This window comes from Bradyrhizobium sp. ISRA430, assembly GCF_029909975.1.
Lineage (GTDB): Bacteria > Pseudomonadota > Alphaproteobacteria > Rhizobiales > Xanthobacteraceae > Bradyrhizobium.
In genome coordinates this window covers 2,499,855-2,522,516 of record NZ_CP094516.1, presented here as the reverse complement: position 1 = coordinate 2,522,516, position 22,662 = coordinate 2,499,855, and the positions used below count along the sequence as shown (strand labels likewise).

Annotated in this window: 21 protein-coding genes; 12 read left to right on the top strand and 9 right to left on the bottom strand. The window is 64.4% G+C overall.

Annotation, left to right across the window (positions count from 1 at the left end; translation table 11 throughout):
- Positions 1 to 81: 81 nt before the first annotated feature.
- From MTX21_RS12355 to MTX21_RS12345, 3 genes are all read right to left on the bottom strand, one after another.
- On the bottom strand, positions 82 to 1,359 hold the full coding sequence (locus tag MTX21_RS12355; RefSeq protein WP_280965083.1) for an acyl-CoA dehydrogenase family protein: 1,278 nt from the start codon (positions 1,357 to 1,359) through the stop codon (positions 82 to 84).
- A 301-nt stretch (positions 1,360 to 1,660) separates the two neighbouring features.
- Entirely contained in the window at positions 1,661 to 2,038 is a 378-nt protein-coding gene (locus tag MTX21_RS12350; protein WP_280965082.1) for a VOC family protein, read from the bottom strand.
- Between the two features lie 114 nt (positions 2,039 to 2,152).
- Positions 2,153 to 2,932, bottom strand: a complete 780-nt coding sequence (locus MTX21_RS12345; protein ID WP_280965081.1) for an SDR family oxidoreductase — start codon at positions 2,930 to 2,932, stop codon at positions 2,153 to 2,155.
- 181 nt (positions 2,933 to 3,113) lie between these two features.
- Here MTX21_RS12345 and MTX21_RS12340 point away from each other — a divergent pair, with 181 nt between their 5' ends.
- The 3 genes from MTX21_RS12340 to MTX21_RS12330 are packed head-to-tail and all read left to right on the top strand — an operon-like array spanning position 3,114 to position 5,266.
- Complete coding sequence (locus MTX21_RS12340) at positions 3,114 to 3,902, top strand: enoyl-CoA hydratase/isomerase (RefSeq protein ID WP_280965080.1); 789 nt, start codon at positions 3,114 to 3,116, stop codon at positions 3,900 to 3,902.
- Positions 3,899 to 4,885: a phosphotransferase family protein gene (locus MTX21_RS12335; RefSeq protein ID WP_280965079.1), complete on the top strand. Its 987-nt coding sequence runs from the start codon at positions 3,899 to 3,901 to the stop codon at positions 4,883 to 4,885. Before MTX21_RS12340 ends, MTX21_RS12335 begins: the two co-directional genes overlap by 4 nt.
- A gap of 3 nt (positions 4,886 to 4,888) precedes the next feature.
- Positions 4,889 to 5,266 carry a DUF6285 domain-containing protein gene (locus tag MTX21_RS12330; RefSeq protein ID WP_280965078.1) on the top strand — a complete coding sequence of 126 codons (378 nt, stop codon included), beginning with the start codon at positions 4,889 to 4,891 and terminating at the stop codon, positions 5,264 to 5,266.
- A gap of 252 nt (positions 5,267 to 5,518) precedes the next feature.
- On the opposite strand, the gene MTX21_RS12325 is transcribed toward MTX21_RS12330, so the two are convergent.
- A complete protein-coding gene (locus MTX21_RS12325) occupies positions 5,519 to 6,298 on the bottom strand; it encodes an enoyl-CoA hydratase-related protein (RefSeq protein WP_280965077.1) in 780 nt (259 codons plus the stop codon).
- 210 nt (positions 6,299 to 6,508) lie between these two features.
- Between MTX21_RS12325 and MTX21_RS12320 the strand changes: the two genes are divergently transcribed.
- On the top strand, positions 6,509 to 7,783 hold the full coding sequence (locus MTX21_RS12320; RefSeq protein ID WP_280965076.1) for an acyl-CoA dehydrogenase family protein: 1,275 nt from the start codon (positions 6,509 to 6,511) through the stop codon (positions 7,781 to 7,783).
- 210 nt (positions 7,784 to 7,993) lie between these two features.
- Here MTX21_RS12320 and MTX21_RS12315 read toward each other — a convergent pair whose 3' ends face one another.
- Entirely contained in the window at positions 7,994 to 8,866 is an 873-nt protein-coding gene (locus tag MTX21_RS12315; protein ID WP_280965074.1) for an SDR family oxidoreductase, read from the bottom strand.
- A 105-nt stretch (positions 8,867 to 8,971) separates the two neighbouring features.
- Here MTX21_RS12315 and MTX21_RS12310 point away from each other — a divergent pair, with 105 nt between their 5' ends.
- The 4 genes from MTX21_RS12310 (at position 8,972) to ppc (ending at position 14,897) form a co-directional block, all read left to right on the top strand.
- Positions 8,972 to 9,781: a crotonase/enoyl-CoA hydratase family protein gene (locus MTX21_RS12310; protein WP_280965073.1), complete on the top strand. Its 810-nt coding sequence runs from the start codon at positions 8,972 to 8,974 to the stop codon at positions 9,779 to 9,781.
- Between the two features lie 129 nt (positions 9,782 to 9,910).
- The gene (locus MTX21_RS12305; protein ID WP_280965072.1) at positions 9,911 to 11,455 is read left to right on the top strand and encodes an acyl-CoA synthetase; all 1,545 of its coding nucleotides are present in this window, start codon (positions 9,911 to 9,913) and stop codon (positions 11,453 to 11,455) included.
- Between the two features lie 83 nt (positions 11,456 to 11,538).
- Positions 11,539 to 11,943, top strand: coding sequence for a YccF domain-containing protein (locus MTX21_RS12300; RefSeq protein ID WP_280965071.1), 405 nt, complete (start codon positions 11,539 to 11,541; stop codon positions 11,941 to 11,943).
- Positions 11,944 to 12,098: 155 nt separating this feature from the next.
- Positions 12,099 to 14,897: a phosphoenolpyruvate carboxylase gene (gene ppc / locus MTX21_RS12295; protein WP_280965070.1), complete on the top strand. Its 2,799-nt coding sequence runs from the start codon at positions 12,099 to 12,101 to the stop codon at positions 14,895 to 14,897.
- 62 nt (positions 14,898 to 14,959) lie between these two features.
- Here the strand turns inward: ppc and MTX21_RS12290 are convergent, their stop codons facing one another.
- From MTX21_RS12290 to MTX21_RS12275, 4 genes are all read right to left on the bottom strand, one after another.
- Positions 14,960 to 16,126, bottom strand: coding sequence for an SMP-30/gluconolactonase/LRE family protein (locus MTX21_RS12290; protein WP_280965069.1), 1,167 nt, complete (start codon positions 16,124 to 16,126; stop codon positions 14,960 to 14,962).
- A 113-nt stretch (positions 16,127 to 16,239) separates the two neighbouring features.
- Positions 16,240 to 17,154 (bottom strand): SDR family oxidoreductase, encoded by a 915-nt coding sequence (locus MTX21_RS12285; protein WP_280965068.1) that lies wholly within the window; start codon positions 17,152 to 17,154, stop codon positions 16,240 to 16,242.
- A 181-nt stretch (positions 17,155 to 17,335) separates the two neighbouring features.
- Positions 17,336 to 18,475, bottom strand: coding sequence for a thiolase (locus tag MTX21_RS12280; RefSeq protein ID WP_280965067.1), 1,140 nt, complete (start codon positions 18,473 to 18,475; stop codon positions 17,336 to 17,338).
- 3 nt (positions 18,476 to 18,478) lie between these two features.
- Positions 18,479 to 18,892, bottom strand: coding sequence for a Zn-ribbon domain-containing OB-fold protein (locus tag MTX21_RS12275; RefSeq protein ID WP_280965066.1), 414 nt, complete (start codon positions 18,890 to 18,892; stop codon positions 18,479 to 18,481).
- A 178-nt stretch (positions 18,893 to 19,070) separates the two neighbouring features.
- On the opposite strand from MTX21_RS12275, the gene MTX21_RS12270 reads away from it, so the two are divergent.
- From MTX21_RS12270 to alkB, 4 genes are all read left to right on the top strand, one after another.
- Positions 19,071 to 20,420, top strand: a complete 1,350-nt coding sequence (locus tag MTX21_RS12270; protein ID WP_280965065.1) for an amidase — start codon at positions 19,071 to 19,073, stop codon at positions 20,418 to 20,420.
- A complete protein-coding gene (locus MTX21_RS12265) occupies positions 20,413 to 21,099 on the top strand; it encodes a DUF2848 domain-containing protein (RefSeq protein ID WP_280965064.1) in 687 nt (228 codons plus the stop codon). The genes MTX21_RS12270 and MTX21_RS12265 overlap by 8 nt, the downstream gene beginning before the upstream one ends.
- A gap of 149 nt (positions 21,100 to 21,248) precedes the next feature.
- On the top strand, positions 21,249 to 21,995 hold the full coding sequence (locus MTX21_RS12260; protein WP_280965063.1) for a 2OG-Fe(II) oxygenase: 747 nt from the start codon (positions 21,249 to 21,251) through the stop codon (positions 21,993 to 21,995).
- A gap of 9 nt (positions 21,996 to 22,004) precedes the next feature.
- The gene (alkB, locus tag MTX21_RS12255) at positions 22,005 to 22,658 is read left to right on the top strand and encodes a DNA oxidative demethylase AlkB (protein ID WP_280965062.1); all 654 of its coding nucleotides are present in this window, start codon (positions 22,005 to 22,007) and stop codon (positions 22,656 to 22,658) included.
- Positions 22,659 to 22,662 lie beyond the last annotated feature (4 nt).

Sequence of the window (22,662 nt, the reverse complement as noted above, 5' to 3'; positions counted from 1 at the left end):
TCCGATCGTTCGTGTGGAAAGAGCCCCTCACCCTGACCCTCTCCCCGTAAGAACGGGGAAAGGGAGAGGAGAGATCGTACCTCACGCCATGCTCAGCTCGTGGCGTCCGACCACCATCCAGTGCACCTCGTCCGGACCGTCGGCGAAGCGGAGGTGGCGCACGTCCTGATACATCTCGGCGAGCGGCGTCCAGTGCGAGATGCCGGTCGCGCCATGCATCTGGATCGCCTGGTCGATGATCTTGCAGGCGCGCTCCGGCACCATGGCCTTGACCATGGAGACCCAGACGCGGGCCTCCTTGTTGCCGAGCACGTCCATAGCCTTCGCCGCCTTCAACACCATCAGCCGCATCGCCTCGATCTCGCAGCGCGCCTGCGCGATGATCTGCATGTTGCCGCCGAGATGGGCGATCTTCTTGCCGAAGGCTTCGCGGGTGAGGCCACGCTGCACCATCAGGTCGAGCGCCTTCTCGGCCTTGCCGATGGTGCGCATGCAGTGATGGATGCGACCCGGTCCGAGGCGGAGCTGCGAGATCTCGAAGCCCCGGCCTTCGCCGAGCAGCATGTTCTCCTTCGGCACCCGCACATTGTTGAAGCGCATGTGCATGTGACCGCGCGGTGCGTGGTCCTGGCCGAACACGTACATGGGCCCGAGCACCTCGACGCCGGGCGTGTCGCGCGGCACCAGGATCTGCGACTGCTGCTTGCTCGGCGGCGCGTCCGGATTGGTCTTCACCATCACGATCAGGATCTTGCAGCGGGGATCGCCGAGGCCGGAGATGTAATACTTCTCGCCATTGATGACCCACTCGTCGCCGACGAGTTTTGCGGTCGTCGAGATGTTCTTGGCGTCCGAGGAGGCGACGTTGGGCTCGGTCATGACGTATGCCGAGCGGATCTCACCGTTGAGCAGCGGCTTCAGCCACTTCTCCTTCTGCTCCTTGGTGCCGACGCGCTCCAGCACCTCCATGTTGCCGGTATCGGGCGCTGAGCAGTTCATGGTCTCCGAGGCCAGCGGGCTCTTGCCGAGCTCGGCCGCGATATAGGCGTAGTCGAGGTTCTTCAGGCCCTGCCCGGTCTCGTCGTCGGGCAGAAAGAAGTTCCAGAGGCCTTCCTTCTTGGCCTTGTTCTTGGCCGCCTCCAGCAACTCGAGCTGCTTCGGCGTAAAGCTCCAGCGGTCTTCCTTGTTCTCGCCGGCCTTGGCGAACTCGATCGACATCGGATCGACGGTGTCGCGGATGAACCTCTTGACGTGATCATAGAGCGGCCGGACCTGGTCCGACATCCGCAAATCATTGAGTTCGTCGCCGGGGTTGAGCGTGTAGTTGGTGGTGCGGGGAATGTAGGTGTGTTTCGTCATTGTTCCTCCCGTTTCCCGTTTCGCTGAAGCGTGTTGGCTGCGAGAATAGTCGCAGCGCTGCCAAAGCGCGAGCGCGCATTTTTCACGAGAGCCATGCCACGCGATGGAATATCGCGAGAGCGTTTGAAATGTTGTTTGAACGGCGGCGCCAACACATGGCTGTCATTCCCCGCGAAAGCGGGGAATCCAGTACGCCGCGGCCTCTCCGTGAATCACCGACGCCTCTGGAACGCTGGATCGCCCGATCAAGTCGGGCGATGACGGCGGATATTGTGACGGGTGCGCGGTGCGTATAGTCAGCTTACCCCAGCCGATGCATCGCGCAGAGCTTGTTGCCGTCGAGGTCGCGCAAATAGGCGAGGTAGAGCTTGCCGGTCGAGCCCTGCCGGATGCCGGGCGGATCCTCGCAGGTCTTGCCGCCACCGGCGATGCCGGCGGCATGCCAGGCGTCGACCTGCTCCGGCGAGTTGCAGGCAAAGCCGATGGTGCCGCCATTGGCGGGCGTTGCAGGTTCACCGTTGATCGGCTTGGAGACGGAGAAGACACCGGCCTTGGTGATGTAGAAGATGCGGTGGCCGTCGACCCTGGCCGGCCGCACCTCGAGCGTACCGAGCAGCCTATCGTAGAACGCCTTGGCCTTGTCGAGATCGTTGGTGCCGACCATCACGTGTGAGAACATGTTTTGCCCCTCCTTGAGTTGGTAGCCCGGATGGAGCGAAGCGAAATCCGGGTTCGTTCAACGTCCATAGTCCCGGATTGCGCTTCGCTCCATCCGGGCTACGGGCTTGCAAACTCAAAACGCGGTATAGCCGCCGTCGATCACGAACGTATCGGCGGTGTGATACGACGAGGCCTTGCTCATGAGGTAGACCGCGATGCCGCCGAAATCGCTGGGCTCGCCGAAGCGGCGCTGCGGAATCCGCGGCATCACGTTGGCGACGAACTTTTCGTTGGCCATGATGCCGGCGGTCATGTCGCTCTTGATCCAGCCGGGCAGGATCGCATTCGCGGTGACGCCGTAGCGCGCGAGCTCGACGCCGAGCGCACGGACCACTGCATTGATCGCGGCCTTGGTTGCGGCATAGTGCTCGTTGCGCGCGGTGCCGAAGATCGAAGCGAGGCTCGAGGTTGCGACCAGCCGGCCGAAGGGATCGCCCGCATTGGCGCGGTCGGTCATGTGCTTTGCAGCGGCCTGGAACGCGTGGAACACGCCGTCGAGATTGGTGGCGAACATCGTGCGCCATTCATCCTCGGTGCGCTCGATGAAGGAACGCCGGCCACCGCCGCCGATACCGGCATTGGCGAAGCAGCCGTCGACCCGGCCGAACGTATCGAGCGTGGCCTTCATCGCGGCGTTGACGGAAGCCGGGTCGGTGACGTCGCAGACGCGGCCATCGACCTTGCCGGGCAGCCCCGCCATGCTCGCGGCGGCGATTCTGTTCTTGTCGGGATTGCGGCCCCAGATTGAGACGTTACAGCCCTGGCCGGCGAGCGCCTGTGCGATGCCAAGCCCGATACCGCCATTGCCGCCGGTGATTACGGCCACGCGGCCGGTGAGGTCGAAAATGTTCATGGGAAGCGTTTCCTGGTTTTGGCACGCCTGCGTGCCAGCCGGTGCCCGCAAGATTGTGCGATACGACGGTACGGTATGTTCAGTCCACCATGGACAAGGCCGCGCCAAAAATCAAATATGCGCTCCGGCAAAAGTAATTCCGGTCTGCGAAACATCGCAGGCGGCAACTGACGAGGAAGCGATGCAGTTCAAACACGTCACGCTCGAATTCGACGGACCGGTGGCCGTCCTGAAGCTCGACCATCAGGAGGTCATGAACGCGGTCTCGATGGACATGCTCGGCGGCCTGTCGGACGCGCTCGATGCGATCGAGGAAAAGAAGGAGGAGGTACGCTGTGTCGTGCTGACCGGCGCGGGGCGGGCGTTCTGCACGGGCGCGAATCTCCAGGGCCGCAACAACCAGTCGAAGAAGACCAAGGCCGGCGTGGCGCTGGAGACGAGCTTTCACCCGTTCTTGCGGCGCATCCGCAATCTGCATTGCCCGATTGTCACTGCGGTCAATGGCCCGGCCGCCGGCGCCGGCATGAGCTTCGCGCTGCTCGGCGATATGATCCTATGCGGGCGCTCGTCCTATTTTCTCCAGGCCTTCCGCCGTATCGGCCTAGTGCCCGACTGCGGTTCGACCTGGCTGTTGCCACGCCTTGTTGGCAGGGCGCGATCCATCGAGCTGTCGCTGATGGGGGAGCGGCTGCCTGCGGAGAAGGCTCTGGAATGGGGCCTCGTCAACCGCGTCTATGACGACGCCGTCCTGATGGACGAGGCGATGAAGCTTGCGCATGAACTTGCGAGCGGCCCGACGGTCGCGCTGTCGCTGATCCGTGAACTGTACTGGGACAGCCCGGAGAATTCCTTCGAAGATCAGCTCAATCTCGAATTCCAGTGTCAACTGCGTGCGGGCGACACGCAGGACTTTCGTGAGGGCGTCGGCGCGTTCCTGGAGAAGCGGCCGGCGCAGTTCAAAGGCAAATGATCGAAGCGGAGCTTTCCCACAGCGTCGTGCGCTGGTGCCCGGGTGCCACCGGCGCGAGCTGTGCCGCGAAGCTGTCCGGCGGCGCCAGCCAGGAAACCTGGCGCTTCGACATCGAGCATCCCGACGGGGTGATCGGCGCGATTTTGCGTCGCGCGCCGAAGGGGTATGGGGCCGCGCCGACGCGCGCGGCGGGCCTCGCCGCCGAGGCGAGGTTGATGCAGCTTGCCTATGAGGCCGGCGTGCCGTCGCCGTGGGTGCTCCACGTCCTGGTGCCGGAGGACGATCTCGGCATCGGCTTCATCATGCAGCGGGTCGAGGGCGAGACCATCGCGCGCAAGATCCTGCGCGATGACGAGTTCGCCGCGGCGCGGCCCATGCTGGCGCGGCAGATCGGTGGCGTGCTCGCCGGCCTGCACAATCTGCCGCAGGACAAACTGCCCGCGCTGCGGCAGATGACGGCGGCGAAGGAGATCGACGAGTTCGAGCGCGACTATCGCAGCCTGAACTGGCCCAAGCCCGTGTTCGAGCTCGCGCTGCGCTGGCTGCGCGACCACGATCCCGGCCCCTCGACTGAGGTGACGCTGGTGCACGGCGACTTCCGCAACGGCAATCTCATCATCGGCGCCGAGGGCGTGCGCGCCGTGCTCGATTGGGAGCTCGCTCATCTCGGCGATCCCATGGAGGATCTCGGCTGGGTCTGCGTCAATTCCTGGCGCTTTGGCGAGATCGACAAGCCCGTCGGCGGCTTCGGCTCGCGCGAGGAGCTGTTCGCCGGTTACGAGGCCGCGGGCCGCAAAGTCGATCCGGCGCGCGTGAAATTCTGGGAAGTGATGGGCACGCTGCGCTGGGGCATCATGTGCGGCGGCATGATGCAGCGGTTTCGCGAGGGGCCTGACCATTCCATGGAGCGCGCCATGATCGGCCGCCGCGCCTCCGAGACCGAGATCGATCTGTTGCGGCTGCTCGCGCCGCGCGGGAGGTGAAGCATGCAGGACGAACCGACGCCGATCGAGCTGACCAAGGCGGTCGCCGATTTCCTCCGCAACGACATTGCGCCGCTGATCTCCGGTCACCAGGCCTTCAAGCTGCGCGTCGCCATCAACATCCTCGACCTGGTCACACGGCAACTCACGCTGGAGGAGGGGAGCGACGCGAGAGAGGTCGAGCGGCTGCGCGCGCTGCTCGGCATGGACGGTTCGGTGACCGAGCTCAATCGCGCGCTCGCCGGACGCATCGCCAACGGCGAGGTGGATCTCGCAACGCCAGGTCTCGCCGAGCACCTTTGGCAGACCACGATGGACAAGCTGGTCGTCGACCAGCCGAACTACGCGTCCTACAAGCGGGAGCTGTCGCAAAATTCGTAGGTGGGTAGAGCGCAGCGAAACCCACCATCTCAATCCTTACTCTGCTCATTGATGGGTTTCGCTGCGCTCTTTCCATCCTACGCGCTGTACCATGAGCTCTCCCTGTCATCGCCCGCGAAAGCGGGCGATCCAGTATTCCAGAGACAGCGATGGGATATGGAGAAGCCGCGGCGTACTGGATGCCCCGGTCAAGCCGGGGCATGACAGTGGTGGGTGTTGCGGCGTCCGTCGTCGTGACGGGCGGAAAGCGCGTCACTTCCCCAGCCACTTCGGCGGCCGCTTCTCCGCGAACGCCTTCGGGCCCTCGATATAATCCTGCGAGGCCACCATCGCCTTCACTGCCGGATAGTCCCGCTGCTCGGTGATTGCCTGCTCCAGCGAGACGGCGAGCCCCTTCTGAATCGTCTGCTTCGACGCCCGGATCGACATCGGCGAGTTTTTGGTGATCATCTCGGCCCAGCGCAGCGCAGCCGCGAGGGCTTCACCCTGCGGCACCACCTCGTTGACGAAGCCGAGCTCAAGACCTTCCTTGGCGCTGACATGGCGCGCCGTGAGGATCATGCCCATGGCGCGCTTCAGGCCGATCTGGCGCGGCAGCCGGTGCAGGCCGCCGGCGAGCGCGGCGAGGCCGACGCGCGGCTCGGGCAGCGCGAAGGTCGCGTTCTCCGAGGCAATGATGAGGTCGCAGGCGAGCGCGATCTCGAAGCCACCACCCATCGCGACGCCGTTGACGGCGGCGATGATCGGCTTGTCGCAGTCGAAGCGCGAGGTCAGCCCGGCAAAACCGCCCTTGTCCCAACCGCGCTTGCCGCCCGCCGCCTGCCACTTCAGATCGTTGCCGGCGCAGAACGCCTTGTCGCCGCTACCTGTGACGATCGCGACCCACTGCTCGGGGTCGGCGGAGAAATCGTCGAACACCTTGTTGAGCTCGAAATGCGCGTCGATGTGCAGCGCGTTGTAGACCTCGGGCCGCGACAGCGTGACGATCGTGATCGGCCCCTTGCGTTCCACTTTGGAAAATTTCAGCTCCATGGTCGCTCCCGCATTTTTCTGTGGCAGAGAATATGGCTGCATAGTAGCGCGCGACCACGCTGCAACACCATCGAATTGCGCAACGCGCCTTGCACGCTTCACACGCCTCGGCTTGCTTGACTTGCGCGCGCTCTTCTCACCTTAATCGATCCAACCAGAAACACGCTTAGCGCCTTAACGCAAAACGAAAAAACATTCCGGGAGAGAACAGTGGATTTCTCATTGCCTGCCGATCTCGTCTCCTATCTCGGAGAGCTCGACCGTTTCATCGAGCGCGAGATCAAGCCGCTGGAAGAGGCCGACGACAACATCCGCTTCTTCGATCATCGCCGCGAATGGGCGCGCACCGATTTCGAGAATGGCGGCCTGCCGCGCCACGAATGGGAGGCGCTGCTGCGCAAGGCGAAGGACCTTGCCGATGTGGCCGGTCACCTGCGCTTTCCGGTGCCGAAGCAATATGGCGGCAAGGACGGTTCCAACCTCTGGATGGCGGTGATCCGCGAGCATTTTGCCGCCAAGGGTCTCGGCCTGCACAACGATCTCCAGAACGAGCACTCGATCGTCGGCAATTTTCCCGTCGTGACCATGCTCGACCGCTACGGCCGCGACGACCAGAAGGCGATGATCGACGGCTCGATCAGGGGCAAGTACCGTATCACCTTCGGCTTGACCGAGCCGCATCATGGCTCTGATGCCACCCACATGGAAACGCGCGCGGTGCCGGCAACGCGCGACAACGTCAAGGGCTGGATCATCAACGGCGAGAAGATGTGGACGACCGGCATGCATGTCGCCACCCATTGCGCGCTGTTCGCGCGCACCGGCGGCAATGACGGCGATGCCCGCGGCATCACCTGCTTCCTGGTACCGGCCAAGAGCCCGGGCGTGAAGGTCGAGGAGTACATGTGGACGTTCAACATGCCGACCGACCATCCCCGCGTGAGTTTCACCGACGTGTTCGTGCCGGAGGATGCGCTGTTCGGTGAGGTCGGCCGCGGGCTGTCGCTGGCGCAATGTTTTGTGCATCAGAATCGCATCCGGCAGGCGGCGAGCTCGCTGGGAGCGGCCGTCTACTGCATCAACGAGAGCGTGAGGTATGCACGCGAGCGAAAGCCGTTCGGCAAGGCGCTCGCCGAGAACCAGGCGATCCAGTTCCCGCTGGTCGAGCTTGCCACGCAGGCCGAGATGCTGCGCCTCTTGATCAGGAAGACCGCCTGGGAGATGGACAAGCTCACCGAGGAGCAGATCGAACGCACGCTCTCCGACCGCGTCTCGATGTGCAACTACTGGGCAAACCGCCTCTGCTGCGAATCCGCCGACCGCGCCATGCAGGTCCACGGCGGCATGGGCTACTCACGCCACAAGCCGTTCGAGCACATCTACCGCCACCACCGCCGCTACCGCATCACCGAAGGCAGCGAGGAGATTCAGATGCGCAAAGTGGCGGGGTTCTTGTTCGGATATATGGGGCCGGGGAAGCATTGAGGCGTTATTGCCCGTTATCTCTCCCAACGTCGTCCCGGCGAAGGCCGGGACCCATAACCCCAGGGAGGGGTTTGGCGCGAAGTGCCAACCACGAGTCTTCGCCAAACCCAATCCTGTGGGTATGGGTCCTGGCTTTCGCCAGGACGACAATTGAAAGCCGGGGGAGAGCGCCGGCCTCCTTACACAGTCCTGCCTTCCGCCAGGACGACACTACCCCCTCGCAGCCCGGTCCTTCTCGTTCTGCGCCATGATGCTCTCGCGCGCCTGCTTCCAGTCGTCGTCGCTCCAGTCGCGGAGCTGGTAGAAGTTGCCGCCCATCGCGAGCGCCTGCGCGCCGTCCATGGCGATGGTCTCGCCGTTGATCCAGTCGCAGCCGCCGGAGATCAGGAACACCGCGAGGTTCTGCAGCTCCTCCATGGTGCCGACGCGGCCCATCGGGTTCATTGCCTTGGTGCGCGCGCCGGCCTCATCACCGGGCTTGATGCGCTTGCTCATGCCCTCGGTCGGGATCTCGCCCGGCGCGATCGTGTTGAGGCGGATGCCGTGTTTGCCCCATTCGGTCGCAAGCGACATCGTCATGGCGTGGATCGCCGACTTGCTCATCGCCGACGGCACCACGTAGGGCGAGCCGTTGCGCACCCAGGTCACGGTGATCGAGACGACGTTGCCGGGTTGGCGCGCGGCGATCCAACGCTTGCCGACCGCATGCGTCACGTAGAACGTGCCGTGCATGACGATGTTGGCGACGGCATCGAAGCCGCGCGGCGAGAGCTCTTCGGTGCGCGAGATGAAATTGCCGGCGGCGTTGTTGATGAGATCGGTGAGCGGCGCCTCGCGAAAGATGTTCTCGACCATCTCCTCGACCGCGAGCGCGTTGCGGATGTCGACGCCGTGGCTGGTGACGCGGCCGCCATACTGATCCATCAATTCGGTCGCGGTCTCGTCGCAGACGATCTTGCGCCGCCCGCAGATGTGCACCTCCGCGCCGAGCTGGAGGAAGCGCGCCGCCATCGACTTGCCGAGACCCGTACCACCGCCGGTCACGAGAATGCGCCGGCCGGCCAGAAGATTTTCCTTGAACATGGGTGTTTCCCCCGTAGGGATTGTCAGTTAATTGGTCGATTGACTAAATCCGGCCGTCGGCTTCCTGTAAAGCGGCACCGAACAAGAACAGGGGAGAATTGATCCATGGAAGAGCGCGTCTCGATTTCGATCTCGGAAGGCGTTGCCGATGTCCGCTTGGTGCGCGCGGACAAGATGAACGCACTGGATCAGGCCATGTTCGAGGCGCTGGTTGCCGCAACCGACCGCCTTTCCAGGGAAAAAGGTGTGCGCGTCGTGGTGCTGTCCGGCGAGGGCCGTGCCTTCTGTGCCGGCCTCGACATGGGACGCTTTGCCGCCATGAAGGAGAAGGGCGGCAACGGAATTCCGGGTGGCGAAAAACGCGACCTCACCGTGCGCACGCACGGCAAGGCGAACTTTCCGCAGCAGGCGGTGTGGGGCTGGCGTCAGCTTGCAGTGCCGGTGATCGCGGCCGTGCATGGCGTGGCCTTCGGCGGCGGCTTTCAGCTCGCGCTCGGTGCGGACATGCGCTTTGTTGCGCCCGATGCGCGAATGTCGGTGATGGAGATCAAATGGGGTTTGGTCCCCGACATGGCGGGCACGCCGATCCTGGCCTCGCTCGTGCGCGACGACATCCTGCGCGATCTCACCTACACCGGGCGCATCTTCTCGGCGCAGGAGGCGATGTCTTACGGTCTCGCCACGCGCATTTGCGATGATCCGCGTGCCAGCGCGCTCGAAGTCGCACGCGAGATCGCCGGCAAGAGCCCCGATGCGATCCGCGCCGCGAAACGGCTGCTCAACAATCTCTCGGTCGATCCGGGCCCGGCGCTGCTCGCCGAGTCCGTCGAGCAGCAGAAGCTGATCGGTAGTGCGAACCAGACCGAAGCCGTCCGCGCCAATCTCGAAAAGCGCGCACCGAAATTTGCGGACTAGCACAGACCTCATCCCGAGGAGCCGCGAAGCGGCGTCTCGAGGGATGGGCCACGGGCGTTCATGGTTCGAGACGGCGCTCCGCGCCTCCTCACCATGAGGTGAAACTCCAAACAACAAAGAAAAACAACAATGAGCGAAACGTCCCAATTCCTCGGCATCGTCTCCGGCGCGCGCCGCCGTTCCCATGCCGATGTCGCCAATCGTGCCGACCGCATCGCGAGCGGCCTTGCCAGGATCGGCGTTGGGCAGGGCGATTGCGTCTGTATGCTCATGCGCAACGACATCGCCTTTCTGGAGGCTGCCTACGCCGCGATGCGGCTGGGTGCCTATGGCGTGCCGATCAACTGGCATTTCAAGCCGGAGGAGATCAACTACATCCTGAAGGACTCCGGCACCTCGGTGCTGATCGCGCATGCCGACATGCTGCACGCCTTGCGCGATGCGATCCCCGAGGGAGTCACCGTGCTCGGCGTGCCGACGCCGCCGGAGATCCTCATCAGCTACAAGATCGATCCGGATCATTTGGCAGCGCCGGATTTCGCGATCGACTTCGATGCCTGGCTCGCGCAATTCCAGCCTTATGATGGCCCGGTCGTGCCGCAGCCCATGAACATGATCTACACCTCAGGCACGACCGGCCATCCCAAGGGCGTGCGGCGCAATGCGCCGACGCCGGAGCAGCAAGCCGCCGGCGAACGCATGCGCGCAATGATCTATGGCCTGAAGCCGGGCGCCCGCGCATTGCTGCCGGGCCCGCTCTATCATTCCGCACCGAACTCGTTCGGCATCCGGTCGGGCAAGCTAGGCGGTGCGCTGGTGCTGATGCCACGCTTCGAGGCGGAAGAGTTTCTCGAGCTGATCTCGAGGTACAGGATCGACACCATCTTCATGGTGCCGACCATGTTCATTCGCCTGATGAAGCTGCCGGAGGCGATGCGCAGGAAGTACGATGTCTCCTCGCTGCGCCATGTCATCCACGCGGCTGCGCCGTGCCCGGCAGACGTCAAGCGTGCCATGATCGAATGGTGGGGGCCGGTGATCTACGAATTCTACGGCTCAACCGAATCCAGTGCCGTGACCTTCGCGACCTCCGAGGATGCGCTCAAGAAGCCGTGCACCGTCGGCAAGATCTCGCCAGGCGCCGAGCTGCGCTTCATCGGGGAAGATGGCCGCGTGCTGCCGGTGGGCAAGATCGGCGAGATCTATTCCCGTATGGCCGAGATGGCGGACTTCACCTATCACAACAAGCCGGAGAAGCGCGCCGAGATCGACCGCGACGGTTTCATCACCTCCGGCGACGTCGGTTACATCGACGAGGACGGCTACGTCTTCATCTGCGACCGCAAGCGCGACATGGTGATCTCGGGCGGCGTCAACATCTATCCGGCCGAGATCGAATCGGTGCTGCATGCGGTGCCCGGCGTGCATGATTGCGCGGTGTTCGGCATTCCCGATGCGGAGTTCGGCGAGGCGCTGATGGCAGTGGTCGAGCCGCAAACCGGTATCACGATCGATGCTGCCGACATCCGCGCCAGGCTGAAGACACAGCTTGCCGACTACAAGGTACCCAAGCACATCGAGATACGTACCGACTTGCCGCGCGAAGATTCCGGCAAAATCTTCAAGCGCCGCCTGCGCGATCCCTATTGGGAGCAGGCGGGACGGAAGATCTGACACGGTTCGGGCCTACGGGATCTGTCTTCGCAGAGACAATATTCGAGCCTATACAAGCAGGGTCATTGACCACGGATAGTCCCATGGCTCCTGTTTCCATCCTGCTTAACTTGCTCTGGATTCTCATCGGCGGTGCCTGGATGGCGTTCGGCTGGCTGGTAGCCTCGATCATCATGGCCATCACCATTGTCGGCCTGCCCTGGGCGCGGGCGGCGTTCAACATCGCCGCCTACACTCTCCTGCCGTTCGGCTCGAAGGCGGTGCGGCGCGACGAGGTCACCGGCGAGAGCGATATCGGCACCGGCCCGCTCGGAGTGCTCGGCAATATCGTCTGGTTTCTGCTCGCCGGTTGGTGGCTGGCGCTCGGCCACGTCATTACCGCCGTGATCCTCGCGATCACCATTATCGGCATCCCCTTCGCCTGGGCCCACCTGAAGCTTGCGGGCATCGCGCTCTGGCCGATCGGAAAGGTGATCGTGCCGGCGTAGCGTCGAAAAGAGGCGATAGATCGCGCGGTTCGCCAGAACGACGGCTGAGGAATTGGCCCAGCTCCAGCCTCTATGTGCACCGCCCCCAACTTCACCTTGCGCTGCGGCAAAAAACTTGCACACTCGGCCGGCCGGGCAGCTTTTGGGAGCGAGCAATGTCCCTCCAGACCGTATCATCCGACACCGCTGATCAGCGCCCGAACCGTCCCGAGGACGTCCAGGCGCAGGAGGCGGATGCGCGGCTGCGGGACGACATCCGCCTGCTCGGGCGCATCCTCGGCGACACCGTGCGTGACCAGGAGGGCCCCGACGTGTTCGACCTGGTCGAGCGCATCCGGCAGACCTCGATCCGGTTCCACCGCGACGAGGATCGGCTCGCCCGCCGCGAACTCGAGCAGATCCTCGACAGCATGTCGACCACCGAGACGGTGCGGATCGTCCGCGCCTTCAGCTATTTCTCCCACCTCGCCAACATCGCCGAGGACCAGAACAATATACGCCAGATGCGGGCCCGCGCGGCGACGCACAGCGGCGGATCGGGCGTCTTGGCCGAAACGCTGGCACACGCGAAAGACGCCGGCATCAGCGCCGAGGAGCTACGCGGATTCTTCAAGGGCGCGCTGGTCAGCCCGGTGTTGACCGCGCATCCGACCGAGGTCCGCCGCAAGAGCACCATGGACCGCGAGATGGAGATCGCGGCGCTGCTCGATCGCCGCGAGCGCCTCGCCATGACAGCGGAGGAGACTGAGGCGAGCGACGAGCAGCTCCGCCGCGAGGTGCTGACGCTGTGGCAGACGAACCTCTTGCGCCGGACCAAGCTCACCGTGCTCGACGAGGTCGGCAACGGGCTGTCCTTCTATGACTACACCTTCCTTCGCGAAGTGCCGCGCCTCATCAATGTGCTGGAAGACCGGCTGGAGGAGGGCGGCGAGCAGGCGGCAGGTGAGCTCGCCTCGTTCCTGCGCATGGGAAGCTGGATCGGCGGCGACCGCGACGGCAATCCCTTTGTCACCGCCGACGTGATGCGCGGCACGCTGCGGCTGCAGTCGAGCCGCGTGATGCAGTTCTATCTCCAGGAGCTGCACGTGCTCGGCTCCGAGCTGTCGATCGCGGCGCATCTTGCCGACGTCTCCGAAGAGCTGCGTGCGCTCGCGGAGCGCTCGCCCGACACCTCGCCGCACCGGAGCGGCGAGCCCTACCGCCTCGCGGTCTCCGGCATCTATGCCCGCCTCACTGCGACCGCCGAAAAGCTCGCGGTCGAGATTACGCGGCGTCCCGTCGGCAAGGGCGCGCCTTACGAGAGTGTCAAGGAGCTGCAAGCCGATCTCGACGTGCTGCACCGCTCGCTGATCGCGAACAACGCCCGCGTCATCGCGCGCGGCCGGCTGCGGCTGCTCAGGCGCGCGGTCGATTGCTTCGGCTTCCATCTTGCGCGGCTCGACATCCGCCAGAACTCCGCCGTGCACGAGCGTACCATCGCCGAACTGTTCGATGCGGCCAATCCCGGCATGTCCTATCTCGCGCTCGGCGAGGAGGCGCGCATCGCGTTGCTCACCAACGAGCTGCGCAGCACCCGCTCGCTGGTCTCGCAATTCGTCAAGTACAGCGACGAGACGATGGGTGAGCTCAACGTATTCCATGCTGCCGCGGAGGCGCATGCGAAGTTCGGCTCGGACGCCATCCCCCAATGCATCATCTCGATGTGCAAGGGCATGTCGGACATGCTCGAGGTGGCGGTGCTGCTCAAGGAGGTCGGCCTCGTCAATCCGTCGGGACGCAGCGCCATCAACATCGTGCCGCTGTTCGAGACCATCGAGGATTTGCAGGCATCGAGCGGCATCATGGACCGCATGCTGTCCCTGCACGACTACCGCCGCCTCGTCGACAGCCGCGGCGGCGTGCAGGAGGTGATGCTCGGCTATTCCGACAGCAACAAGGATGGCGGCTTCGTCACCTCGGGCTGGGAGCTGTACAAGGCGGAGATCGGCCTCGTCGAGGTGTTCGAGCGCCACGGCGTGCGCCTGCGCCTGTTCCACGGCCGCGGCGGCTCGGTCGGTCGCGGCGGCGGTCCGAGCTATGACGCCATCATCGCCCAGCCTGGCGGCGCGGTGAACGGTCAGATCCGCATCACCGAGCAGGGCGAGATCATCTCGTCGAAATATTCCAACGCCGAGGTCGGTCGCAATAATCTGGAGATCCTCGCAGCCGCGACGCTGGAGGCGAGCCTGCTGCATCCGCGCCAGAGCGCGCCGCGGGGCGAATATCTGACCGCGATGGACGAATTGTCGAACCTCGCCTTCAAGGCCTACCGCGGTCTCGTCTACGAGACCGACGGCTTCGTCGATTATTTCTGGGCCTCGACCGTGATCAACGAGATCGCGACCCTCAACATCGGCAGCCGCCCGGCCTCGCGCAAGAAGACCCGCGCCATCGAGGACCTTCGCGCGATTCCCTGGGTGTTCTCCTGGGCCCAATGCCGCCTGATGCTGCCGGGCTGGTACGGCTTTGGCAGCGCGGTCGAGACCTGGATCGCCGAGCATCCCGACAAGGGCATGCCGTTCCTCAAAGAACTCTACCGCGACTGGCCGTTCTTCCGGATGCTGTTGTCGAACATGGACATGGTGCTCGCCAAGAGCTCGATCGCGATCGCCTCGCGCTATGCCGAGCTCGTGCCGGATGAGGCGCTACGCGAAAAGATCTTCGGCCGCATCCGCCGCGAATGGCATTCCTGCATCGAGACGCTCCTGGACATCATGGGCCAGGACCGGCTGCTCCAGGGCAACCCGCTGCTGGAGCGCTCGGTTCGCCACCGCTTCCCCTATCTCGACCCGCTCAACCACGTGCAGGTCGAGCTTCTGAAGGAGCACCGCGCGCAGAACCCGAACGAGCAGGTGCTGCGCGGGATTCAGCTCACGATCAACGGCATCTCGGCGGGGTTGAGGAATACCGGTTAGGGGTGAGTAGCGAACAGGCGGGGGTGCTGCCAACTATTCGCTACTCCCCACTCGCTATTCGCTCACGGCTTCATTGCGCCCTGTACGCTCGTGTAGACCGCATAGAGCGATGTCGAGCCACAAATATAAAGCCTGTTTCGCTGCTGACCGCCGAAGCACAGATTTGCAACTGTTTCCGGAATATGAATCTTGCCGAGCAATTCGCCCGATGGCGTATAACAGCGCACGCCGTCTTCGTTCGGATCGCCCCAGCCCACCGAACACCAGACGCGTCCATCCATGTCACAACGCAAGCCGTCGGTGATGCTGGGCTTCGGCATCTCGGCAAAGACCTTGCCGTTCGACACCTTTCCGCCGGCGACGTCGAGGTCGAACACGCGGATGTGAGATGGATTGTCCGGCCCATCCGTGAAGCCGGTATCGATGACATAAAGCTTCTTCTCGTCAGGCGACAGGGTGATGCCGTTGGGTTCAACGAAGTCATCGATGACAACCTTGACGTCCCCCGATTTCGGATCGACCCGGTAGACGTTGTGCTTTTCCTGTTCGGGCTCGGCCTTGATACCCTCGTAGTAGCCGCCAATGCCGTAGACTGGGTCGGTGAACCAGATCGCGCCATCGGCGGTGACGACCGCATCGTTCGGCGAATTCAGCCGCTTGCCGTTGTACTTGTCGGCGATGATGGTGATCGAACCGTCGAGTTCGGTCCGCGTCACGCGCCGCCCGCTATGCTCGCATGTGATCAGGCGTCCTTCGCGATCGATGGTGTTGCCGTTCGAGTTCATCGACGGCTGACGGTAGACGCTGACGTGACCGTCATCCTCCGAGAAACGCATGATGCGGTTGTTGGGAATGTCGCTGAACAACACGTATCGCCCGGCCGCGAAATACACCGGCCCCTCGGCCCAGCGGAAGCCGGTCGCGACGCGCTCAACGGCCATCGTGCCGGCGAAGGCCGGAAAACCGGGGGGGCCGAACGATGGCGGCCCTTTCTTGGCGGATTCCAGATGGGAGTCCGGGTAGCGGCTGCCGGGCAGAGGTCCCAAGGGCAATGGCCCCGTCGACCTCGTCGGAGCGCCCGTCTGGCCCAATGGCGCGACGGAAGCTGCCAGGGCAGCGTTCATGGTCACCCCCGTCGCGGCTACTGTGGCCGCGGCGCCCTTCAACAGGGTGCGGCGCGCGAGAGAGGGCTCACTGGTATCGGCCGAGATGGTCAGTGGTCTTGTCATAGTTGCCTCCCATTTTTTGTTGAGAGGAAAACCATCCGACCGCATTCGGGCGTAATGCAGGCGATCTCCGGCGGGATAACCGGAGATCGCAACGCAGCAAAGTCGGGATTCGCCTAGACGGGATCCCAGGTGAAGATGTCAGCCGAGCGGTCGAGCTTGTAGAACGAGCCCTTCAGCGCCGGCATCGCATGTTCCGCGATCGATTGCGGCGTCCAGCCGTCGCTGCTCTGCACGGAGCGGATCGGACGATTCTGGCTGAACAGGAAGATCTCGTTCATGCGCACGCCGAAGATCTGCCCGGTGACGTCCTTGGCGGCATCGGAGAGCAGGTAGCCGCAGACCGGCGCGATCTTTTCCGGTCCCATCTGCTTGATCTTCTCGACGCGCGCCTTCTCGGCTTCGGTCTCGGTCGGGATGGTGCCGATCATGCGGGTCCAGGCGAAAGGCGAGACGCAGTTGGAGCGGACGTTGAAGCGGCCCATGTCCAGCGCAATCGACTTCGACAGGCCGACGATGCCGAGCTTGGCGGCCGCATAGTTGGCCTGGCCGAAATTGCCGATCAGGCCCGAGGTCGAGGTGAAGTGCACGAAGGAGCCGCTCTCCTGCTCACGGAAGATCCGCGCCGCGGCGTGAGAAACGTAGAACGAGCCCATCAGATGCACTTTGACGACGGCCTCGAAGGCTTCCACGCTCATCTTATGGAAGATCATGTCGCGCAAGATGCCGGCATTGTTGACGACGCCGTCGAGCCGGCCGAAATGATCGGTCGCGGTCTTGACGATCTTGCTCGCGGGGATCGCTTCCGCCACCGACTCGAAGTTGGCGACCGCGGTGCCGCCGCGCTTCTTGATCTCCTCGACCACCTCCTCGGCGGGCGCAGCGTTCGAACCGGCGCCGTCGGCGGCACCGCCGGGGTCGTTGACGACGACCTTCGCGCCTTCGGCGGCGCAGAGCAGCGCGATCTCGCGGCCGATGCCCCGGCCTGCGCCGGTGACGATGATGACCTTGTCTTGCAGTGATTTCGTCATGTGGATTCTCCGCTATCGATCCGGTGATTCTTACCTCGCCCCGCTTGCGGGGAGAGGTCGGATCGCATCGCAGATGCGATCCGGGTGAGGGGGACTCTCCGCGAGTCGGAGTGTGTGGAAGCGGCCCTCACCCCAACCCTCTCCCCGTAAGAACGGGGAGAGGGAGAGGCGGGCAGCTCGCTCATTTCTCGTTCGTAAACACGATCGTGCCGGATGCCGCGAACATGCCGCCGACGCCGTGGCACACCGAAATCTTCGCGTTCGGCACCTGCGCCGGCGCGATGCCGCGCATCTGGCGCACGCTCTCCTGGAGGGCGTACATGCCGTACATGCCCGAATGCATGTAGGAGAGGCCGCCACCATTGGTGTTGAGTGGCAGCTTGCCGCCGGGCCGTGTGTTGCCGTCGGCGATGAATTTGCCGGTTTCCTCGTACGGCATGAAGCCGAGGTCGCCGAGGCCGAACAGCGGCAGATGCGCAAATGCGTCGTAGATCATGAGATGGTCGACGTCCTTGTGCGCAATGCCGGCCTCCTTGAAGGCGAGGGGCCCTGCGACCTTGAAGGCGCGCGAGGAGTTGAAGGTCTCCATCTGGCTGACCATCGGCGTCTCCACGCTCTCGCCAGTGCCCATGATGTAGACGGGCTTCCTGGGAAAGTCCTTGGCGCGGTCGGCCGAGGTCAGGATCAGCGCGCCGCCGCCGTCGGTGACGAGGCAGCACTGCAGCAGGCGGAATGGATAGGCGATCATGCGCGAGTTGAGCACGTCGGCGACCGTGATCGGGTCCTTCATCATCGCGCGCGGATTCTTTGCCGCCCATTCCCGCTGTACCACGGCGACCGCGGCGAGCTGCTCATGCGTGATGCCGTAGGTCTTCATGAACCGCAGCACGGGGATCGGGAACATGCTGGGCGGGCCGTAGACGCCGAACGGCGCCTCGAACTGGCCCTGCAGGCTGTCGGCAGGGATCGAGCGCGGCAGCTTGCCGATCATCGATTTTCCGCTCTCGGCATGGGTGATCAGCACGGTCTTGCACAGGCCCGCCTCGATCGCCGCAGCGGCATGGCGGACGTGCAGCATGAAGGAGCAGCCGCCGACCGAGGTACCGTCGACCCAGGTCGGCTTGATGCCGAGATAGTGACAGACCTGCTGCGGCGTCTCGACCGCGGTGGCGAAGCCGTCGATGTCGGAGAGTTTCAGCCCGGCATCGGCAATGGCATTGAGCGCAGCATCCGCATGGAGCTGGAGCTGCGACATGTTGGGGATGACGCCGAGCTCGGTGGTCTCGGCCGCGCCGACGACGGCAACCTGGTTTCTGCGCATGGCCTATCCCTTCGCCGGACGGAACACGGGGAGGGTGATGTTGTCATCGAGCTTCTCGAAGGCGACCTCGAGCTTCATGTCGAGCGCGAGCGCCTCCGGCGTCTGGGGGCAATCGATGATGTTGCTCATCATCCGCGGCCCCTCGGCAAGCTCGACGACAGCGATCGCGTAAGGCGGCGTGAAGCCGGGCGCGGCCGGACGGTGGTTGATCACGTAGCTGTAGAGAGAGCCCTTGCCGCTCGCCTTGAAGACGGAGACCTTGCGCGAGGCGCAGGAGGGACAGAACGGACGCGGCGGAAAGTAGACATGCGCGCAGGCGTCGCAGCGCTGCAAGCGCAGCTCGCCCGCTTTCGTGCCGTCCCAGAAATGCTGGGTTTCCGGCGTCGGTTTCGGTCGCGCACGCTGCGGTTCGGCCATGTCGGCAGGTCCTCCCAGTGCGCAGGCTTGGCGCCTGCCTGTTTCGATCTTGATGCGACAATCGACCATGGCGCGTCAACGGTCCAGCAACGCGCGCGCATGCCATCATGCGCACAGTGCTTGTGTCGGACTGAGCCAGCGCGATAGATTGCGCGCGCCAATATTCCGTGAGACAGACATGCCCAATTACCCGACACTGGCAAAGCTTGCCGAAGACCTCGAAAGCGGCCGCACGACCTCTCGCAAGCTGGTCGAGGCGTGTATCGCCAGGATCGCCGATCCGGCCGGCGAGGGGCGGCGCACCTTCATCCATGTCGACAAGGACGCGGCGCTCGCGACCGCGGATGCGATGGATACCTTGCGCAAGGCCAAGACCGCGCCGTCGCGCTATGCCGGTATCCCGGTCTCGATCAAGGATCTCTTCGACATCAAGGGACAGACGACACGCGCCGGCTCTCGCGCGCTCGATGATTCCGATCCGGCGGAGCACGATGCGGCGGCGGTTGCGCGGCTGCGCCAGGCCGGCTTCATCCTGATCGGACGGACCAACATGACCGAGTTCGCCTATTCCGGTATCGGTATCAATCCGCACTATGGCACGCCGAAGGGCGCCTGGAACCGGGCTGAAGGCCACGTGCCCGGCGGCTCGTCCTCAGGCGCGGCGGTTTCCGTGCTGGACGGCATGGCGCATGGCGCGCTCGGCACCGACACCGGTGGCTCGTGCCGGATTCCCGCCGCCTATAACGGCATCGTCGGCTACAAGCCGACGCAGCGTCGCGTGCCGCTCGATGGCTCGGTGCCGCTGTCGTTCTCGCTCGACAGCATCGGACCGCTGGCACGATCGGTCAGTTGCTGTGCCATACTCGATGCGGTGCTGGCGAACGAGCCTGTGGCTGCGTTGAAGCCGCGGCCGATCCAGGGCATGCGGCTGGCGGTGCCGACCACGATCGCACTTGACGATCTCGACGCGCCGGTGGCTGACACATTCGAGCGCGCGCTTGCGACGCTCACTGCTCATGGTGCCGTCATCGAGCGCATCGAAATGGCGGAGTTCCACGACATCGGCCCGATGAACGCCAAGGGCGGCTTTGCTGCGGCCGAAAGCTTCGCCTGGCACCGCTATCTCATCACGTCCAAGGGCGATGTCTATGATCCCCGTGTCTTCGTGCGCATCATGCGCGGCGAGGCGCAGAGCGCGGCCGATTATATCGATCTCGTCAACGAGCGCCGCTCGCTGATCGCGCGTGTCAATGCGCGGATTGCGCCCTATGACGCGCTGGTGCTCCCGACCACCGCCAACACGCCGCCGAAGATCGCCGATCTCGCCGACGACAAGGCGTTCGCCACGGCGAATCTGCGCTCCCTGCGCAATTGCACCCTGATCAACATGATCGATGGTTGCGCCATCTCGCTGCCTGCGCATCGCGAAGGCGACGTGCCCGTCGGGCTAATGCTGGCGGGCGCGGGCGGATCGGATCGCCGCATTTTCGAACTTGCTGCCGGCATGGAGGCCGTGATCCGTGTTTGATCTGACCTTCACCGTAGACGCCCAGGACACGACAACTCCGCTGACGCTTGCGATTGACCAGGCCGTCATCGCCGGCTGGACCGGCCGCGATCCCGTGGCGCGCGACAAGCACATCGCGGAGCTGGAGGCGGTCGGCATCGCCCGTCCGGCCTCGACGCCGATCTACTACCGCGTCTCGGCGCGGCGGCTGACCACGGAAGACAGCATCGAATGCTGCGGCGGCGATTCCTCTGGCGAGGTCGAGTTCGTGCTGGTGGGCTGGCAGGGCCGCATCTTCGTCGGTTGCGGCTCCGACCATACCGACCGCAAGGTCGAAGCCTACAACGTCACGGTCTCGAAGCAGATGTGCGACAAGGTGCTCGCGCCGACCCTGTGGGAACTCGAGGACGTCGTCGGCCATTGGGACAAGATGATCCTGCGCTCCTATGCCTGGATCAACGGCGAGCGCGTGCTCTACCAGGAGGGCACGCTGGACGCGATGTTGCCGGTCGGCGAACTCATTGCGCGCGGCTTCGACGGCAAGACGCTGCCGGACGGCTGCGCCATGTTCGGCGGCACCTTCGCCGCCAAGGGCGGCATCCGCCCTGCGGACCGTTTCGAGTTCGAACTGGAGGATCCCGTGCTCAAGCGCACGATCAAGCACGCGTATGACGTGGTGACGCTGCCGGTGCTGGGCTGATGCATCCCCACTGTCATTGCGAGCGAAGCGAAGCAATCCAGACTGGTTCCGCGGAAAGACACTGGATTGCTTCGCTTCGCTCGCAATGACGGGGAGGCAGCCGGAAATCGGGTGGCGGAGGGCGGACCGGTCTTGCGAGAGTCGCGGCCATGACAGCAACAGCACGCAAATCTCCTCATTCGCCTTCGCTCGACATCGCCGCTCGCGTCGACGCCCTCGACTGGGCGCAGATCACCGGCGAGCTCGACGCCCAGGGCTGCGCCGTCCTGAAGGGGCTGCTCGCGCCGGACGAATGCCGCGCCGTCGCCGCGCTCTACCCGGACGATGCAACCTTCCGCAGCCGCATCGTCATGGGCAGTCACGGTTTTGGTCGCGGCGAGTACAAATATTTCACCTATCCGCTGCCCGACCTGATCGCACAATTGCGCCCGGCGCTGTATGCGCATCTGCACGGCGTCGCCAATCGCTGGAACGAGGCGATGGGGATCGACATCCGCTATCCCGCGGTGCATTCGGCCTTCCTGAAGCGCTGCCATGATGCGGGGCAGACGCGGCCAACGCCGCTGCTGCTGCAATACGAGGCCGGCGACTACAACTGCCTGCACCAGGACCTCTATGGCGAGCACGTGTTCCCGCTGCAGGTCGCGATCCTGCTCTCCGAACCGGGACGTGACTTCACCGGCGGCGAGTTCGTGCTGACCGAGCAGCGCCCGCGCATGCAATCCCGCGCCGAGGTGGTGCCGCTCGCGCAGGGCGACGCGGTGGCCTTCGCCGTGCATCATCGCCCGGTGCAGGGGACGCGCGGCACCTACCGCGTTAATCTGCGCCATGGCGTCAGCCGGCTTCGGTCCGGCCAGCGCCACACGCTGGGTGTGATCTTCCATGATTCCAAGTGAGCGTTGCCGTTGACGGCGGATTTGTTCGACGATGTCATTGAGGCGCGGCCGTCGCGCGAGCAGATCGCGGAAGGCGCGGTGCTGCTGCGCGGCTTTGCCAAGCCGATCGAGAGCGAGCTGATCGCGGCGGTGCGCGCGATCGTGGCGCAGGCGCCGTTCCGCCGGATGACCACGCCCGGCGGCTATCAGATGTCCGTGGCGATGACGAATTGCGGCGAGCGCGGCTGGATCACCGACCACACCAGCTATCGCTACGATGCGATCGATCCGCGATCCGACACGCCATGGCCGGAGATGCCCCTTGTCTTCCGCGATCTGGCCCACCGCGCGGCGGAGCAGGGCGGTTTCGCCGGCTTCGCGCCGGATGCCTGCCTCGTCAATCGTTATGAGCCCGGCACGCGGCTGTCGCTGCATCAGGACAAGGACGAGCTGGACTATTCGGCGCCGATCGTCTCGGTCTCGCTTGGGCTGCCCGCGATCTTCCTGTTCGGTGGCATGGCGCGCAGCGACAAGCCGCGCCGTTTTCGGCTCGTGCATGGCGATGTCGTGGTCTGGGGCGGCCCATCGCGGCTCGCCTATCACGGCGTCGCGCCGCTCGCCGATGGCGAGCACGCGCTGCTCGGCCGTCAGCGCATCAATCTGACGTTCCGCAGGACGCGGTGACGCT